11 protein-coding genes are annotated in these 15,879 nt (G+C 73.0%); 5 read left to right on the top strand and 6 right to left on the bottom strand.

The window, feature by feature from the left end:
- Positions 1-76 precede the first annotated feature (76 nt).
- Together hutI and hflX are read right to left on the bottom strand one after the other, a co-directional pair.
- Positions 77-1,291 (bottom strand): imidazolonepropionase, encoded by a 1,215-nt coding sequence (gene hutI / locus ACA514_RS42900; RefSeq protein ID WP_173099701.1) that lies wholly within the window; start codon positions 1,289-1,291, stop codon positions 77-79.
- A 557-nt stretch (positions 1,292-1,848) separates the two neighbouring features.
- Positions 1,849-3,294, bottom strand: coding sequence for a GTPase HflX (hflX, locus tag ACA514_RS42895; protein ID WP_375047220.1), 1,446 nt, complete (start codon positions 3,292-3,294; stop codon positions 1,849-1,851).
- Between the two features lie 242 nt (positions 3,295-3,536).
- Here hflX and aceB point away from each other — a divergent pair, with 242 nt between their 5' ends.
- The 5 genes from aceB (at position 3,537) to ACA514_RS42870 (ending at position 10,011) form a co-directional block, all read left to right on the top strand.
- A complete protein-coding gene (aceB, locus tag ACA514_RS42890) occupies positions 3,537-5,144 on the top strand; it encodes a malate synthase A (protein WP_375047219.1) in 1,608 nt (535 codons plus the stop codon).
- 79 nt (positions 5,145-5,223) lie between these two features.
- A complete protein-coding gene (locus tag ACA514_RS42885; RefSeq protein ID WP_375047218.1) occupies positions 5,224-6,672 on the top strand; it encodes an FAD-linked oxidase C-terminal domain-containing protein in 1,449 nt (482 codons plus the stop codon).
- The gene (locus tag ACA514_RS42880) at positions 6,672-7,877 is read left to right on the top strand and encodes an FAD-binding oxidoreductase (RefSeq protein WP_375047217.1); all 1,206 of its coding nucleotides are present in this window, start codon (positions 6,672-6,674) and stop codon (positions 7,875-7,877) included. Before ACA514_RS42885 ends, ACA514_RS42880 begins: the two co-directional genes overlap by 1 nt.
- Positions 7,877-9,163 (top strand): heterodisulfide reductase-related iron-sulfur binding cluster, encoded by a 1,287-nt coding sequence (locus ACA514_RS42875; protein ID WP_375047216.1) that lies wholly within the window; start codon positions 7,877-7,879, stop codon positions 9,161-9,163. The genes ACA514_RS42880 and ACA514_RS42875 overlap by 1 nt, the downstream gene beginning before the upstream one ends.
- 140 nt (positions 9,164-9,303) lie before the next feature.
- A complete protein-coding gene (locus ACA514_RS42870) occupies positions 9,304-10,011 on the top strand; it encodes a hypothetical protein (protein WP_375047215.1) in 708 nt (235 codons plus the stop codon).
- Here the strand turns inward: ACA514_RS42870 and ACA514_RS42865 are convergent, their stop codons facing one another.
- From ACA514_RS42865 to ACA514_RS42850, 4 genes are read right to left on the bottom strand one after another with little or no spacing between them, the layout of a single operon-like run.
- Entirely contained in the window at positions 10,012-11,694 is a 1,683-nt protein-coding gene (locus ACA514_RS42865) for an ABC transporter family substrate-binding protein (RefSeq protein WP_375047214.1), read from the bottom strand.
- Complete coding sequence (locus ACA514_RS42860) at positions 11,691-13,748, bottom strand: dipeptide ABC transporter ATP-binding protein (protein ID WP_375047213.1); 2,058 nt, start codon at positions 13,746-13,748, stop codon at positions 11,691-11,693. Before ACA514_RS42860 ends, ACA514_RS42865 begins: the two co-directional genes overlap by 4 nt.
- Positions 13,745-14,656, bottom strand: a complete 912-nt coding sequence (locus ACA514_RS42855; protein WP_375047212.1) for an ABC transporter permease — start codon at positions 14,654-14,656, stop codon at positions 13,745-13,747. Before ACA514_RS42855 ends, ACA514_RS42860 begins: the two co-directional genes overlap by 4 nt.
- Complete coding sequence (locus ACA514_RS42850; protein WP_375047211.1) at positions 14,653-15,654, bottom strand: ABC transporter permease; 1,002 nt, start codon at positions 15,652-15,654, stop codon at positions 14,653-14,655. The genes ACA514_RS42855 and ACA514_RS42850 overlap by 4 nt, the downstream gene beginning before the upstream one ends.
- Positions 15,655-15,879: the final 225 nt, after the last annotated feature.

Here is a 15,879-nt window from a genome sequence, read left to right as displayed (position 1 = left end):
TACTCCCCGGTGCCCACCGGTGAATGCCCGCGAAGTGCGGCGAATCCGGCGGCCGGGCGCCGGCACGGAAGAGGCGTCAGGGCTGGACGGGGACGCCGCCGCGCCAGACCCGCAGCGCGCGCAGGCCGAACGCCCAGGCGAACGCGCCCTCGTGGTCGGCGTCCCACAGCACGATGTCGGCGAGCATGCCCGGCGCCAGGGAGCCGCGGTCGCCGACGCGCAGGGCGGCGGCCCCGCCGAGGGTGGCGGCGCGCAGCGCCTCGGTGACGCTGAGCCCGAACATGGCGACCGAGAGCCCGATGACGAGGGGCATCGAGGTGATGCCGCACTGGCCGGGGTTGTGGTCGGTGCCGAGCGCGACGGTGACGCCGCGGTCGAGCATCTGCCGGACGGGCGCCGGCGCGCGGCTGCTGTTGAGGGCGCTGCCGGGGCAGACGGTGGCGGTGACGCCGGCGTGCGCGAGGGCCTTGATGTCGTCGTCGTTGGCCTGGGTGAGCAGGTCGGCGGACGCGCAGCCGACCTCGGCGGCGACCTGCGCGGCGCCGATGCGCTCGTTGGCGCAGGCGTGCATGCGCGCCTTCAGCCCGGCGCGCTTGCCGGTGAGCAGCAGGGCGCGGGCCTCCTCGGCGGTGAAGTGGCCCTCGTCGCAGTAGACGTCGATCGAGTCGGCGCCCGCGACGGCGGCGTCGCCGGCCCACAGGCGGACGGCCTCGATGTAGTCGCGGCGGCGGCCGAAGAACTCCGGCGGGAGGATGTGGGCGGCCAGGAACGTCGCGTGGATGCGCGGCATGGACGGCTCGCCCTCCAGCGAGCGCAGCATCCGGATGTCGGCGAGCTCCCCGTCGCGGGTGAGGTGGTAGCCGGTCTTGGCCTCGACGGTGGTGGTCCCGGCGAGGATCCACTGGCGCAGCCGCTCCCGGACGCCGTTGCACAGCGTCCAGGGGTCGGTGCCGCGGGTCACGGTGACGGTGGAGTTGACGCCGCCGCCGGCCGCCGCGATGGCCGAGTGCGACGACCCGCTGGTGCGCATGGCGAGCTCCGCCCAGCGGTTGCCCGCGTAGACGGGATGCGAGTGGGCGTCGATGAGGCCGGGGGTGACCAGGCCGCCGCCGAGGTTCTCGACGTGGTCGACGTCGACGATGTCGTCGATGATCCCCGGGACGCTCTGCGGCAGGTCCGACGCGGGCCCGGCCCAGACGATGCGGTCGTCGTGGATCAGCACGGCGGCGTTGCTGCAGACGTCGGTGCCCGTCCAGAGCCTGCCGATGTTCGTCAACAGCCGAACCGTCATAGGGTCACCGACCTGCTCGAGACGAGGCGCCGCGCGGCACGGCACCGGACGCTGCGGAGGGACCCGGCGGTGCGGGGTGCGGAACCCGGGAGCGCGGCGCCGCGGGACGCGGCGGACCGGCTGGTCGCCGTCCGGTGTTCGCACCTGCCATCGATGGGGCCACCTGCTCTCGATCCGAAACGCCGACTGGGTGCCGGCGATTCACCGTTGGAGGACCGGGTGATCGGGCGACCACCACTGGCAACGAGACCGGAGATATCGGTTTCGTCACGGTAGTGCACTGAAGGCCCGTCCGACAAGCTCTGGTCGGCGCTGGTCAGCCGACCGGACGCGACCCGCACGCCGATCCGCGCACCCCACGGTGTCCGGTCGCAGCGCATTGACAGCCATCACCCGCCCCCTAGCCCTTCGACCGTACGGATTTCAACGGTTCCGTCAAGCCGATTGGGGAAGCTGTCACCGTTCGGCGACCAGGAACGCGCCTCCCGCGAGATTCGGACGGGCCCAGACCGTCCTTTGCGGACGCCCTGAGCCCGTACGGCCCGCTCGCGGACGGGTCAGACGGTCTGCGCGGCCACCTCGTACCTGGACAGCTCGGCCGCCAGGTCCTCCGGGACGCGCGCGTGCAGCAGCGTGCCCTCGGCGACATGGTCCTGCTTGAGGACCTCGCCGCGCTCGTGCACCCGCGCGACCAGGCCGCCGCGCTCGTAGGGCACCAGGGCGCGCAGCTCGCTCTCCAGCCCGGGCAGGTCGGCCTCGATCGCCGCGCGCAGGTCGTCCATCCCGAACCCGGTGCGGGCGGAGACGACGACGTTGTGCGGCTCGCGGCGCTGCAGGCGCGCGATCGCCAGGTCGTCGGCCGCGTCCGCCTTGTTGATGACGATGATCTCGGGGATCGCGTCGGCGCCGATCTCGCGCAGCACCTCCCGGACGGCGTCGATCTGCGCCTCGGGGTCGGCGTCGGAGCCGTCCACGACGTGCAGGACCAGCCCGGCGTCGGTGACCTCCTCCAGCGTCGAGCGGAACGCCTCGACGAGCTGGTGCGGCAGGTGCCGGACGAACCCGACGGTGTCGGCGAGGGTGTAGGCGCGGCCGCCCGGCGTCTCGGCGCGCCGGACGGTGGGGTCGAGGGTGGCGAACAGCGCGTTCTCCACCAGCACCCCGGCGCCGGTGAGCCGGTTGAGCAGGGACGACTTGCCCGCGTTGGTGTATCCGGCGATGGCGACGGCGGGCACCTCGTGCCGGCGCCGCTCGCCGCGCTTGGTGTCGCGCGCCTTGGACATCTCGGCGATCTGCCGGCGCAGCTTGGCCATCCGGGTGCGGATCCGGCGCCGGTCCAGTTCGATCTTGGTCTCGCCGGGGCCGCGGCCGCCGATGCCGACGCCGCCGGCGGCGCGCCCGCCGACCTGCCGGGACAGGTTGCCGCCCCAGCCGCGCAGCCGCGGCAGCAGGTAGTTCAGCTGGGCCAGCTCGACCTGCGCCTTGCCCTCGCGGCTCTTGGCGTGCTGGGCGAAGATGTCGAGGATCAGCGCGGTCCGGTCGATCACCTTGACCTGGACGGTCTCCTCCAGGTGCCGCAGCTGGCTCGGGGCCAGCTCGCCGTCGCAGATGACGGTGTCGGCGCCGGTGGAGATGACGACGTCGCGCAGCTCGGCGGCCTTGCCGGAGCCGATGTAGGTGGCGGGGTCGGGCCGGGTCCGGCGCTGGACGAGCCCCTCGAGCACCTCGGAGCCCGCGGTCTCGGCGAGCAGCGCCAGCTCGCGCAGGGAGTTCTCGGCGTCGGTCGCGGTGCCCTCGGTCCACACGCCGACGAGGACGACCCGCTCCAGCCGCAGGGCGCGGTACTCGACCTCGGTGACGTCGGTGAGCTCGGTGGACAGTCCCGCGACGCGGCGCAGTGCCCGCCGGTCCTCGAGATCCAGCTCGCCGGTCATGGGCTCGGCGTCGAACTCGTCGAAGGTCCGGTCTTCGTGGGTCTGGTCTGCAGAGAAAGGAAGAGTCATATGTCCTCGGTAGAACGCCGCGGTGCGGCCGTATCTTCCCCGCGATCGTCTCACGGGGCGTCGTCCCGGGTCACGCGGTTATCGCACGCCCGGGGGCGCGCGGGCGTGGGTTGGCGCGATCGCGCGCGGGGAGGTCAACGGCACGGCCGGCGGGCGGCCCCGCTTTGACCGGGCTCCGTACCGCCGAGTAGCGTTACTCCGTAAGACAGAAGTGGAATTTCACGATACGAAAGGGCGAGCAGATGGCCGATCTGGAAGGTGTCGAGGTCGCCGGACCTCTCGGGGAGCGGTACGAGGAGATCCTGACGCCCGAGGCGCTCGGCCTGCTCGCCGCCCTGCAGCGCGAGCTGGGCGGCCGCCGCAAGGAGCTGCTGGCGGCCCGCGCGGAGCGGCAGCGCGCGCTGTCGGCGGGCGGGACGCTGGACTTCCTGCCCGAGACCGCGTCCGTCCGCGCGGACGACACGTGGCGGGTCGCCGAACCGGCGCCGGGCCTGGAGGACCGCCGCGTCGAGATCACCGGCCCCACGGACCGGAAGATGACCATCAACGCGCTCAACTCCGGCGCGAAGGTGTGGCTGGCCGACTTCGAGGACGCCAACACCCCGCTGTGGAACAACATGATCGAGGGGCAGCTGAACCTGCGCGACGCCCTCGACCGCGCGATCGACTTCACCGACCCGAAGTCGGGCAAGACCTACGCGCTCAAGGACGACGCCGAGCTGGCCACCATCGTGGTCCGGCCGCGCGGCTGGCACATGGAGGAGAAGCACCTCCTCGTCGACGGCGAGCCGATGTCGGGTTCGCTGTTCGACTTCGGCCTGTACCTCTTCCACTGCGCGCGCCGGCAGCTGGACAAGGGCAGGGGCCCCTACTTCTACCTGCCGAAGATGGAGAGCCACCTGGAGGCGCGGCTCTGGAACGACGCCTTCAACCTCGCCCAGGACGCCCTGGAGATCCCGCGCGGCACCGTCCGCGCCACCGTCCTGATCGAGACGATCCCGGCCGCGTTCGAGATGGAGGAGATCCTCTACGAGCTGCGCGACCACTCCGCCGGCCTGAACGCCGGTCGCTGGGACTACCTCTTCTCGGTGATCAAGAAGTTCCGCGACCGCGGCACCGACTTCCTGCTGCCCGAGCGGAACGCGATCACCATGACGGCGCCGTTCATGCGCGCCTACACCGAGCTGCTGGTGCGCACCTGCCACAAGCGCGGCGCGCACGCGATCGGCGGCATGGCCGCGTTCATCCCGTCCCGCAAGGACGAGGAGGTCAACAAGGTCGCGCTGGAGAAGGTCCGGGCCGACAAGACCCGCGAGTCCGGCGACGGCTTCGACGGCTCCTGGGTGGCCCACCCCGACCTGGTCCCGGTCTGCCGCGAGGTCTTCGACGGCGTCCTCGGCGACAAGCCCAACCAGCGCGACCGGCTGCGCGAGGACGTCAGCGTCTCGGCCGCCGACCTGCTCAACGTCAAGGCCACGCCCGGCGACATCACCGAGGCCGGCCTCCGGGGCAACGTCGACGTCGCCCTGCGCTACCTCGCCACCTGGCTGAACGGCTCCGGCGCCGTCGCCATCCACAACCTCATGGAGGACGCCGCCACCGCGGAGATCTCCCGCTCCCAGGTGTGGCAGTGGATCTACAACGGCGTCTCCACCGCCGAGGGCAAGAAGATCACCAAGGAGTGGGTCGAGCAGCTCCTGGACGAGGAGCTGGCCAAGATCCGCGCCGAGCTCGGCGACGCCTACAACGAGCCCCGCTTCGACCAGGCGGTGACCCTCTTCAAGGAGGTCACGCTGGCCGACGAGTACTCCGAGTTCCTCACCACCCCCGCCTACCAGCAGTTCCCGTGACCTGACGCGACGATCGGGCCGCCCGCGGCGGGCGGCCCGATCTTGCCGTCCGCGGGGCCCCGGGAGGATGGTGGAGGGGATGGAACCGGTACTGAAAGCGCTTGCCCTGCGGCTGGACGCGATGCTCGGGCCCGATCGGGTCATCACCGACCCGGTACGGCTGCGCACCTATGAATGCGACGGCCTGACCAACCACCGTTCGACGCCCGCGATCGTCGTGCTGCCCGACACCGCCGGGCAGGTCGCGGCGATCGTGCGCGCGTGCGCCGAGGCGGGCGTCCCCTACGTGGCGCGGGGCTCCGGGACGGGCCTGTCGGGCGGCGCGCTGCCCCGCGCGGACGGGGTGCTGATCGTCACGTCCCGGATGCAGCGGATCCTGGAGATCGACATCCCCGGCCAGCGGGCGGTGGTGGAGCCGGGCGTGATCAACCTGGACGTGACCCGCGCGGTCCGCCCGTACGGGTACTACTTCGCGCCCGACCCGTCCAGCCAGCAGATCTGCTCGGTCGGCGGGAACGTGGCGGAGAACTCCGGCGGCGCGCACTGCCTGAAGTACGGGTTCACCGCGCACCACGTGCTGGGCTGCGAGGTCGTGACGCCGGACGGCGACCTGGTGGAGCTGGCGGCGGACGGCCCCGGCTACGACCTGCTGGGCGTGTTCGTCGGCGCGGAGGGCACGCTCGGCATCACCACGAAGATCACCGTGCGGCTGACGCGGGTGCCGGAGACCGTGCAGACGCTGCTGGCGGCGTTCGGCTCGATCGAGGCGGGCGGCACCGCGGTGTCGGCGATCATCGGCGCCGGGGTGGTGCCGGCGGCGATCGAGATGATGGACGCGCTGTCCATCGAGGCGGCGGAGGCGGCGGTGCGCTGCGAGTACCCGCCGGGCGCGGGCGCGGTGCTGATCGTGGAGCTGGACGGCCCGGACGCGGAGGTCGCGGCGCAGTTCGCCGAGGTGGAGCGGCTGTGCCGGGACGCGGGCGCGTTCGAGATCCGGATCGCCGCCGACGACGCGGAGCGTGCGCTGATCTGGAAGGGCCGCAAGTCGGCGTTCGCCGCGGTCGGCCGGATCAGCCCCGCCTACCTGGTGCAGGACGGCGTCATCCCGCGCACGGCGCTGCCCCAGGTGCTGGCGCGGATCGACGCGCTGTCGGCCGAGTCGGGCGTGCGGGTCGCGAACGTGTTCCACGCCGGTGACGGCAACCTGCATCCGCTGGTGCTGTTCGACGACTCCGAGCCGGGCGCCGCCGAGCGCGCCGAGGAGGTGTCGGGCGCGATCCTGGACCTGTGCATCGAGCACGGCGGGTCCATCACGGGCGAGCACGGCGTGGGCGTCGACAAGTCCCGCTACATGCCGCGCATGTTCACCGACACCGATCTGGACACGATGCAGATGGTCCGCTGCGGGTTCGATCCCGCTGGGTTGTGCAATCCGGGCAAGGTCTTCCCCACGCCGCGGCTGTGCGGGGAGGTCCCGGGCGTGCGCAAGGGCCCGCACCCGTACGAGGGAAAGGCGGACATCTTCTGATGCAGCCGTTGGACGCCCTGGCCAAGGTCTGCGACGACGTCCGTACGGGCGAGCCCGAGGAAGGCGTGCTGGGCGTACAGCCCGCCATGGTGGCCGCCCCCGCGTCCGTTGCGGAGGCCGCCGAGGTGATGCGCGTCGCCGCCGAGAAGGGCCTGTCCGTCGTCCCTCGCGGCGCCGAGACACGGCTGGACTGGGGAACGCCCCCCGAACGCTGCGACCTGCTGGTCGACACCCACCGCCTGGACAAGCTGGTCGAGCACGCCTCAGGGGACCTGGTCGCCAAGGCGGAGGCAGGGCTGCCCCTCGAAACGCTGGCGGAGAGGCTCGCGGAGAAGGGGCAGCGGCTCTCGCTGGACGTTCCGCTGCCCGGTTCGACGGTCGGCGGGACGATCGCCGCCGGGGCCGCCGGCCCGCTCCGCACGCTGTACGGGACGCCGCGCAACCTCGTCATCGGCCTCACGGTCGTCCGGGCGGACGGGAAGGTCGCGCGTTCCGGCGGGAAGGTCGTCAAGAACGTCGCCGGGTACGACCTGGGCCGGCTGTTCTCCGGCTCGTACGGCACGCTCGGCCTCATCGTGGACGCGACGTTCCGCCTCCACCCGGTGCCCACCGCGACCGCCTGGGTGACATGCCGGGTGGACGGCCCGCAAGAGGCGCACGACGCCGTCCAGGCCGTCCTGCACTCGCCCGTGGCGCCCAGCGCCCTTGAGTACATCTCCCCAGGGACGATCGCGGCGCTGCTGGAAGGCGTACCGGAAGGTGTCACCGCGCGCGCGGGGCAACTCGTAGGACTTCTCGGCGGCAAGACCGACGTCACGGAGAACGCACCGGACGGGTGGGGCGCCTATCCCGACGGCACGACCCTCATCGACGTCACCGCTCCACCGCCTTCGCTCAGCGACCTGATCGGTGTCGTCAACGGCATGCGGAACGGCGTCGCGATGACCTGGAGCGGCAGCGGACATGGACATATCGGCCTGCCGTCCGGCATGGGCTCCGAAGAGGTGGCCGGAGCCCTCAGCGCGCTACGCGACGTTCTGGGCCGCCACAAGGGCGGCGCCGTCGTCCGCTACGCGCCACAGGACGTGCGCAGCGAGATCGATCTGTGGGGGCCTGTTCCGGCCCTGGCGCTGATGCGCCGCGTCAAGGACCAGTTCGACCCTGATCACCGGCTGTCCCCCGGCCGCTTCGTGGGAGGTATCTGATGAGCGCCCAGGACGACCTCCCGAAACTCCTCGGCGACTGCGTGCACTGCGGGTTCTGCCTGCCGACGTGTCCCACCTACGTGCTGTGGGGCGAGGAGATGGACTCCCCGCGCGGCCGCATCCACCTCATGCAGCAGCACCTGGAGGGCGCGCCCCTGAACGCCCCGATGGTGCAGCACTTCGACCAGTGCCTCGGGTGCATGGCGTGCGTGACGGCCTGCCCGTCCGGCGTGCAGTACGACCGTCTCATCGAGGTGACCCGTGCCGAGGTGGAGCGGGAGCATCCCCGTTCGCTGAAGGAGCGGGCCATCCGGGAGGCGATCTTCCGGCTGTTCCCGTACCGGCGTCGGCTGCGCGCCCTGCGCGGGCCGCTGCTCGCCTACCAGAAGTCGGGTCTCGACCGCCTCGTCCGGCGCAGCGGGCTGCTGGAGCGCATCTCGCCGTCCGTCGCGGCCATGGAACGCCTCGCGCCGCCGCTGGGCAAGGCGCCGCGGCTGCCGGAGTTCGTCGCCGCGCGCGGGGAGCGTCGCGCCACGGTCGGCATGCTGACGGGCTGCGTGCAGGGCGAGTTCTTCCCCGGCGTCAACACCGCCACCGCGCGCGTCCTGGCGATGGAGGGCTGCGACGTGGTGATCCCCCAGCAGCAGGGGTGCTGCGGGGCCCTGTCCCTGCACTCCGGCCGCGAGGACGAGGCGCGCGCCTTCGCCCGGCGGACGGTCGAGACCTTCGAGTCCGCCGACGTCATCGTGGTGAACTCGGCCGGCTGCGGCTCGGCGATGAAGGAGTACCGGGCGCTGCTCGCGGACGACCCGGCGTGGGCGGCGCGCGCGGAGGCGCTGTCGGCCCGGACCCGCGATCTCGCCGAGTTCCTGGTGGAACTCGGGCCCCGCGCGGAACGCAGGCCACTTCCGGTCACCCTCGCCTACCACGACGCCTGCCACCTGTCCCACGCGCAGGGCGTCCGCGCCCAGCCGCGCGCGCTGCTGAGCGGGATCCCGGAGCTGACGGTCCTGGAGGTCGCCGAGCCCGACCTGTGCTGCGGGTCCGCCGGCACCTACAACCTGCTCCAGCCGGAGGCGGCCTCCGAATTGGGCGACCGGAAGGCGGTGAACGTCGGCGCCACCGGGGCCGAACTACTGGTCGCCGCCAACCCCGGCTGCTCCATGCAGATCGCCACCGCGCTGCGGCGCCGCGGCGCGGACATCGCGGTCGCGCACACCGCGCAGGTACTGGACGCCTCGCTGCGGGGGCTCGGCCGCGACGCCCTTGTCGGACGCACTTCGTAACGCCCTGACCAGGTGGTTCCGCCGCTTCCCTGTCAAGGGCGGGCCGGCCGCCGCTGATCCGGCCGTCCTGTATCGTGTCTGGCCCCTGCAGGCAGGACGCGCTTACTGGGCCCGGTGCGGCCAGAGGGAGCACGGGAGAAGTGTCGAACAGCTACCACTCACATCGCCGAAGAAGGAAGAGCGGCGCGGGCCGGCTCGGCCTCGCCGGCGCCCTCACGGGCGTCGTCGGGATCGCCGCCGTGGCCGCCGGGATCGTCTATTTCCGGCCGGACGGCGACGGCGGCGGGAACACCGGCCGCCCGTCGCTCGCCAGCCAGGGCGAGACGGGCGCGCACAGCGCCGCGCCGGCGCCGAAGACGGGGCCGCCCGTCAACTTCACCACCCCGGAGGGGTACGGCTACAGCCTGGCCGCGGTGAAGGCCGGGACGGACCGGCAGCCGCTCGGCGCCACGCAGGCGCCGCCGTCCGGGACGACGTACGCCTACGCCGACTACGTCCTCACCAACAGCCAGCGCAGGCCGGTCCTGCTGGACTTCCCCGCCGACCTGTTCATGCCCAAGTCGCAGGTCCCCGCGGACGCGCAGGGCCGCTGCATGCCGCAGCCGGGCATCCCCGACGACCTGTGCACCCTCCCCAACCACAGCGAGGTCACCGCCAGGCTCGGCGGATCGAAGGCGCCGGTCGACGACGGCGGCGACCAGATGATCCCTGCGGGCGCCTCCTACCTGGTGCGCATCGCGACCGATCTGCCGGTCGCCGACGGCCTGTCCGCCGGCGAGCTGAAGATGTACGTGTGGAACGCCCGGTACACCAGCGACCGCAAGGGCGTCGAGATCGCCTTCCCGTAGTCAGCCGGGGCTCGTGAAGCCGATGTCCTGGTAGGCGGGCTCGTAGAAGCCGCGGGCGCCCATGTTGGCCAGATCCCCGCGGACCGCGACGAGCTGGGGGCGCTGGTACAGGGGCAGGACGGTCGCCTGCCGCCAGATGAGCCGGTCCGCCTCGTTCACAAGGACGTGAATCCTCGCAGGGTCGATCTCCGCGATCGCGCGGTCCATCGCCGCGTCGATGGCGGACGTTCCCGTGCGCGCGTAGTTCTGCTGGACGCCGTCTCCGCGCGGACGCGCGAACACCGCCTTCATGGGCGACACGGGGAACGAGGTGCCGAGCCATGAGAAGGGGACGATGTCGAAGTTCCCGGGGGTGACGTAGTGGTCGAACACGTCGTCGGCGGGGACGGCGTCGATGTCCACCCGGACGCCGATGCGTTCCAGCAGCGCGCGCGTCAGTTCGCCTTCCTGCTCGCTGCTCGGCACTCCTGCGGGGATGACGAACCGTAGCGCGAGCGTCCGGCCGTCCTTTTCGCGGTGGTTCCCGTGCCGGGCCCAGCCGGCCTGGTCCAGGAGCCGCCGCGCGGCGGCCGGGTCGTAGCCGCCCAGCTCCGCGGAGTTGTCCTGGTAGCCGTCCTGGGTGTTGACGTAGAAGTGGTTGCCGAGCGTCTGGATCGGCACGTCCAGGCCGGACAGGTCGGATCGGGCTATGGCGCGCCGGTCGATGCCCAGCATGACGGCGCGCCGGACGCGTGGGTCGGACAGGGGCGGGGCCGCCGCGTTGAAGGTGAAGTGCCGCCAGTCGGGGCCGCCCGCCCTGCGCACGACGGCGCCGGGAACGGCCTGCGCGCGGTGCAGCGCGCCCGCGTCCAGGCCGATGTCCATGAGGTCGATCTCGTTGCTGGCGAACGCGCCGGGCATCGCGCTGGTGTCCATCGCCCGGTAGACGATCCGGTCGAGCTTGGCGGGCGGTCCCCACCAGGCCGGATCGCGCACCACCGTGACCGTCTTGGCCGTCTGGTCGATCTTCTGCAGCTCGAACGGGCCTGCGGTGACCGGCATACGGTCGACCCATCCGGTGTTGAACGCGGCGGGCGTCGAGTAGGCCGCGGCCGGATAGAGCGGGCTGAACAGGCTCCGCCAGTCCGCGTACGTCCACCCGAAGGTCACCTTGACGGTGTGGGGGTCGGTTCCCTGCTCGACGCTCTGAATCTGCCGGTAACCGGTGACGGTGGAGACCTCGTAGCGCGGATCGCGGCCGGACAGCGCGTGCGCCTGCGCGGCGAAGTCGCGATATCCGATGGGCCGGCCGTCGGACCAGCGCGCGCCGGGGTTGAGCCGGTAGGTGACGACCTGGCCGTTTCCGCGCCGCCGCAACTCGGCCGAGCGGAGGTATTCCGGCACCGGATGCGGCACGGCCTTGTCGTCGGCGCGCATCAGGTGGGGCAGCAGGCCCTGGATCACCTGCTCGACCGATCCCTTGGTCCCGTTGACGTCGTTGAAGTTCCACTGCGCGGGGAACTCCGGCAGGGGCCAGCGCAGCGTGCCGCCGTTGCGGACGTGGTCGCGGGGCGTCGGGTTCACGTCCGAGGCGGGCAGCCGCCCGGACGCGCGGGTCGTCGCCTCCCCCGGCCCCGGACCGCCGCAACCGCCGAGGGCCGCGGTGACGACGAGGAGGAGAAGTGCGCCCAGCAGGCGGTTCACAAGCCGGCTCCGGTTTCGACGAGGGGTTCGATGAGGGGGTGGTGGCAGGCGGCCCACCGGTCACCGTCCCGGTCGGCGCCCATGGGACGGGGCATGGGGTCTTGCTCTTCGCAGCGGCGGGCGTCCGGTTCCGCCAGCGCCGCGTAGCGGGGGCAGCGCGAACGGAAGCGGCAGCCCGCGGGCGGTGCCGCGGGGTCGGGCGGGTCCCCGTGCAGCGGGACGCGGCGGCGGCGCCGTTCCAGACGCGGATCCGGCAGCGGCACCGCGTCCAGCAGCGCGCGTGTGTACGGGTGGGCGGGCCGTCCGTAGACGTCGCCGACGGAACCGATCTCCACGATGCGCCCCATGTACATGACGGCGACGCGGTCGGCGATGCGGTGGACGACCGCCAGGTCGTGCGCCACGAACAGGTAGGCGATGCCGAGCCGGTCGCGCAGCCCTTCGAGCAGGTCGATGACGCCGGCCTGCACGGACACGTCCAACGCGGCGACGGGCTCGTCCAGCAACAGGAGCCGCGGCTCCAGCGCGAGCGCCCTGGCGATGCCGACGCGCTGCCGCTGGCCGCCCGACAGGCCGTGCGGGTACCGCGCGGCATGGGCCGGGTCCAGCCCGACCAGGTCGAGCAGTTCCCGGACGCGGCCGGCGGGCGCGCGCACGCCGTGCGCGGCGAGCGGCTCGGCGATGATGTCCGCGACGCGCATCCGGGGGTCGAGGGAGGTGAAAGGGTCCTGGAAGACCACCTGGACGTCGCGCCGCAGCGCCTTGCGGCGGGCCGCGCGCAGGGCGGCGGTGTCCTCCCCCAGCACGGCGACGCGTCCGCCCTGCGGGCGGGCCAGCCGCAGGATCTCCATCAGGGCCGTCGTCTTGCCGCACCCCGACTCGCCCACGAGCGCGAGCGTTTCGGCTTCGCGGACGTCGAACCCGATGCCGTCCACGGCGTGCACCGCCCCCACCCGCCGCCTGAACAGCGTGCCCCGGTACAGCGGGTGGTGGCGGACCAGGGCGTCGACCTCCAGGACGACGGGACGCTCGCACCGGGGCGGGCGCGCGGGCGGCGGCACGGCGTCGGGCAGCGGGAAGACCTCGCCGGGCCCGGCCGTCGCCGCGGTGTTGACGCAGGCGGCGGTGTGCCCGGCCGGCCCGACCGGCACCGGGTCGGGTTCCCGCTCGCCGCACGCGTCCGCCGCGACGGGGCAGCGGGGCAGGAACGCGCACCCGCCGTCCCCTGCGGACGCGCCGTGCGGCCCGCCCTCGATCGCCACCGGACGGGCGCCCGCCGCGGTCCCCAACCGCGGCAGCGACTGCAGCAGCCCGATCGTGTACGGCATCCGCGGGCGCCGGTAGACCTCCTCCACCGGCCCGGACTCCACCGCCCGGCCCGCGTACATCACCATGATCCGGTCGGCGAACCCGGCGACGACGCCGAGGTCGTGGGTGATCAGCACGATCGCGGCCCCGGTGGCCTGCTGCGCGGTCCTCAGCACGTCCAGGACCTGCGCCTGCACGGTGACGTCCAGCGCCGTCGTCGGCTCGTCCGCGACGATCGCGACCGGGTCGTTGGCGATCGCCATGGCGATCATGACGCGCTGCCGCATCCCGCCGGAGAACTCGTGCGGGTAGGCGCGCGCCCTCCGCGCCGCACCGGGGATGCCGACGAGGTCGAGCAGCTCGACGGCCCGGGCCCGCGCCGCGGCGCGGGTGGCGCCCGCGTGGACCCGGATGGCCTCCGCGATCTGGTCGCCGACCGGGTGGACGGGCGTCAGCGCGGACAGCGGGTCCTGGAACACCATCGCCAGGTCCTTGCCGCGCACGCGCGACAGTTCGGCGTCGGACCGTCCCAGCAGCTCGTCGCCGCGCAACCGGACCGACCCGGTGGCCCGCGCGGACGGCGGCAGCAGACCCATGATCGCCAGTGCCAGGGCGGTCTTGCCCGACCCCGACTCCCCGACGACGCCGAGCACTTCTCCCGCGCCGACCTCGAAGCCCAGCCCGCGGACCGCGTGCACATCCGGCGCGTACCGGACCGTCAGGTCCCGTACCGCGAGCACCGTCACCGCCCGCTCCGCCGTTGCCGGGGCGCCGGGTCCAGGACGTCGCGGAGCCCGTCCCCCAGCAGGTTGATTGCCAGGACGATCAGGACGAGCATCGCCGCGGCCGCCGCGAACGGCCACGGCCGGGCGGTCGCGGTGCCCTGCCCGGCGGCGATCAGCATGCCCAGCGAGACGTCCGGCGGCCGCACGCCGAAGCCGAGCAGCGACAGCCCGCTCTCGGCGACGACGGCGACGCTGACGTTCACGCCCGCGTCCACGACCAGCAGCGACGCCAGCTGCGGCAGGACATGCCGGCCGATCACGCGGGCCGGGCCCGCGCCGAGGAACCGGGCGGCCAGCACGTACTCGCGCTCGCGCAGCGAGGCCGTCATGCCCCGCACCGCCCGCGCGGTGATCATCCAGAGGAACCCCGCCAGCAGCGGCACCAGCGCCGCCGCGCCGCCGCCGAGCGCCGGCGCCAGCACGGCGATGACCAGGAACGACGGCAGCACCAAGAGCAGGTCGGTCCCCCACATCAGGATCCGGTCGAGCCAGCCGCCCGCGAACCCGGCGACCATGCCGACCAGCGCGGCGAGCCCCGTCGACAGGACCGCCACGGCCATGCCGATGACCAGCGACCGCCGCGTACCGCGCAGGGTGAGGGCGAGGACGTCCCGGCCGCTCTGCGTGGTGCCGAGCCAGTGCCGCGCCGACGGGCCCTGCCGGAACGCGGTGAAGTCGGTGTCGTTCCATCCCCACGGCGACAGCAGCGGTCCCGCGAAGGCGACCGCGCACAGCACGGCGAGCAGGACCAGCCCCGCGACCGCCCGCTTGTTGCGGACCAGGCGCCGCGGCAACCGCGCCGGTTCGACGGGAGGCGGCACGGGGACGGGGCGCTCGGGCGCCGTGCGCGCCGCCAGTCCAGCGGTCACGCCACCGCCCCGGTACGGACGCGGGGGTCGAGCATCCCTTGCACGACGTCCGAGATCAGCCCGGCGGACAGGACCCCGCACGCCGCCAGGCAGCAGATCGCCGCGACCACGTTGACGTCGCCGCGCGAGATCGCCTCGACCAGCCATTCGCCCATACCGTGCCAGCCGAAGACCTGCTCGCAGAACATGCCGCCCAGCAGCAGGAACCCGAACGAGTAGGCGAAGTACGTCGTCATCGGGATCAGCGCGGTGCGCAGCCCGTGCCGCAGGAGAGCGCTGCGGTGCCGCAGCCCTTTCGCCCGCGCCGTGCGCACGTAATCGGCGTGCAGGACGTCCATCATCAGGCTGCGCTGGTATCGGCTGTACAGCGCGAACTGTGTGAGCGCGATGGTGACGGTCGGAAGCATCAGATGCCGTATCCGGTCGGCGAAGCCGCCGAGCGCGCCGAACGGCCCGGACGCCGCTCCCGGGGTGCTCTCGCCCACCCACGCGAACACGTGCATCCCCGTCGCGTCGTTGGCCTTGGCGGCGACGATCTGCAACAGCACCGCCAACACGAACACTGGGACGGCCAGGAGCAGGTAGGACCCGAACGTGATGAACCGGTCGGCCGCACGCCCGTGCCGTATCGCCGCACAGGCGCCGAGCAGGATGCCCAGCACCGAGCCCAGGCAAGCGCCCGCGAACAGCAGCCGCAGGCTCACCCCCAGCCGCCGCCACAGCTCCGTGCCGACGGGACGGCCCTCCCACGTGCGCCCGAAGTCGCCGTGCAGGATGCCCGCCGCCCATCTGCCGTACCGGTCCGCCACCGGCGTCCGGTCGTTCAGGTTGAGCTCACTGAGCCGCGCGTCGATGACGGACTCGGGCGGGCGGGGCGCGCGGCCGTCGAAGTTGGACCGCGGGTCGAGGGCGGCCGCGGCGAGCAGGTAGGCCAGGCTCGTGGCCGCCACGACCAGCACCGCGTAGTTCGCGAGCCGGCGCAGCAGGAACGCCGCCATGTCCCTCCTCCCGCCGCATGAATCGATCACAGAATGCTATGGATCGATCACGTAGCGCGCGGGAGAAACGCCGATGGTTCCCGTTTCCGTTACCGGACCGCCACCGGATGCCGGTGCGCGCCGGAAGCCGGTGCGCGCCGGAAGCCGGTGCGCGCCGGAACTTCCCGCGCCGCCGGTCATGGTCCCGCTCCGGAATGCCCTGAACTGGGACATCCGTACTCAACG

The organism is Actinomadura sp. NTSP31, from assembly GCF_041951385.1.
Lineage (GTDB): Bacteria > Actinomycetota > Actinomycetes > Streptosporangiales > Streptosporangiaceae > Spirillospora > Spirillospora napierensis.
Note: the sequence above shows the minus strand (reverse complement) of the source record. Positions and strands in the feature narration are given on the sequence as shown.

Coding starts and splice junctions, on each gene's coding strand:
- aceB (WP_375047219.1), top strand. CDS start 3,537: ATGGCCGATCTGGAAGGTGTCGAGGTCGCCGGACCTCTCGGGGAGCGG.
- hutI (WP_173099701.1), bottom strand. CDS start 1,291: ATGACGGTTCGGCTGTTGACGAACATCGGCAGGCTCTGGACGGGCACC.
- ACA514_RS42885 (WP_375047218.1), top strand. CDS start 5,224: ATGGAACCGGTACTGAAAGCGCTTGCCCTGCGGCTGGACGCGATGCTC.
- ACA514_RS42875 (WP_375047216.1), top strand. CDS start 7,877: ATGAGCGCCCAGGACGACCTCCCGAAACTCCTCGGCGACTGCGTGCAC.
- ACA514_RS42850 (WP_375047211.1), bottom strand. CDS start 15,654: ATGGCGGCGTTCCTGCTGCGCCGGCTCGCGAACTACGCGGTGCTGGTC.
- hflX (WP_375047220.1), bottom strand. CDS start 3,294: ATGACTCTTCCTTTCTCTGCAGACCAGACCCACGAAGACCGGACCTTC.
- ACA514_RS42880 (WP_375047217.1), top strand. CDS start 6,672: ATGCAGCCGTTGGACGCCCTGGCCAAGGTCTGCGACGACGTCCGTACG.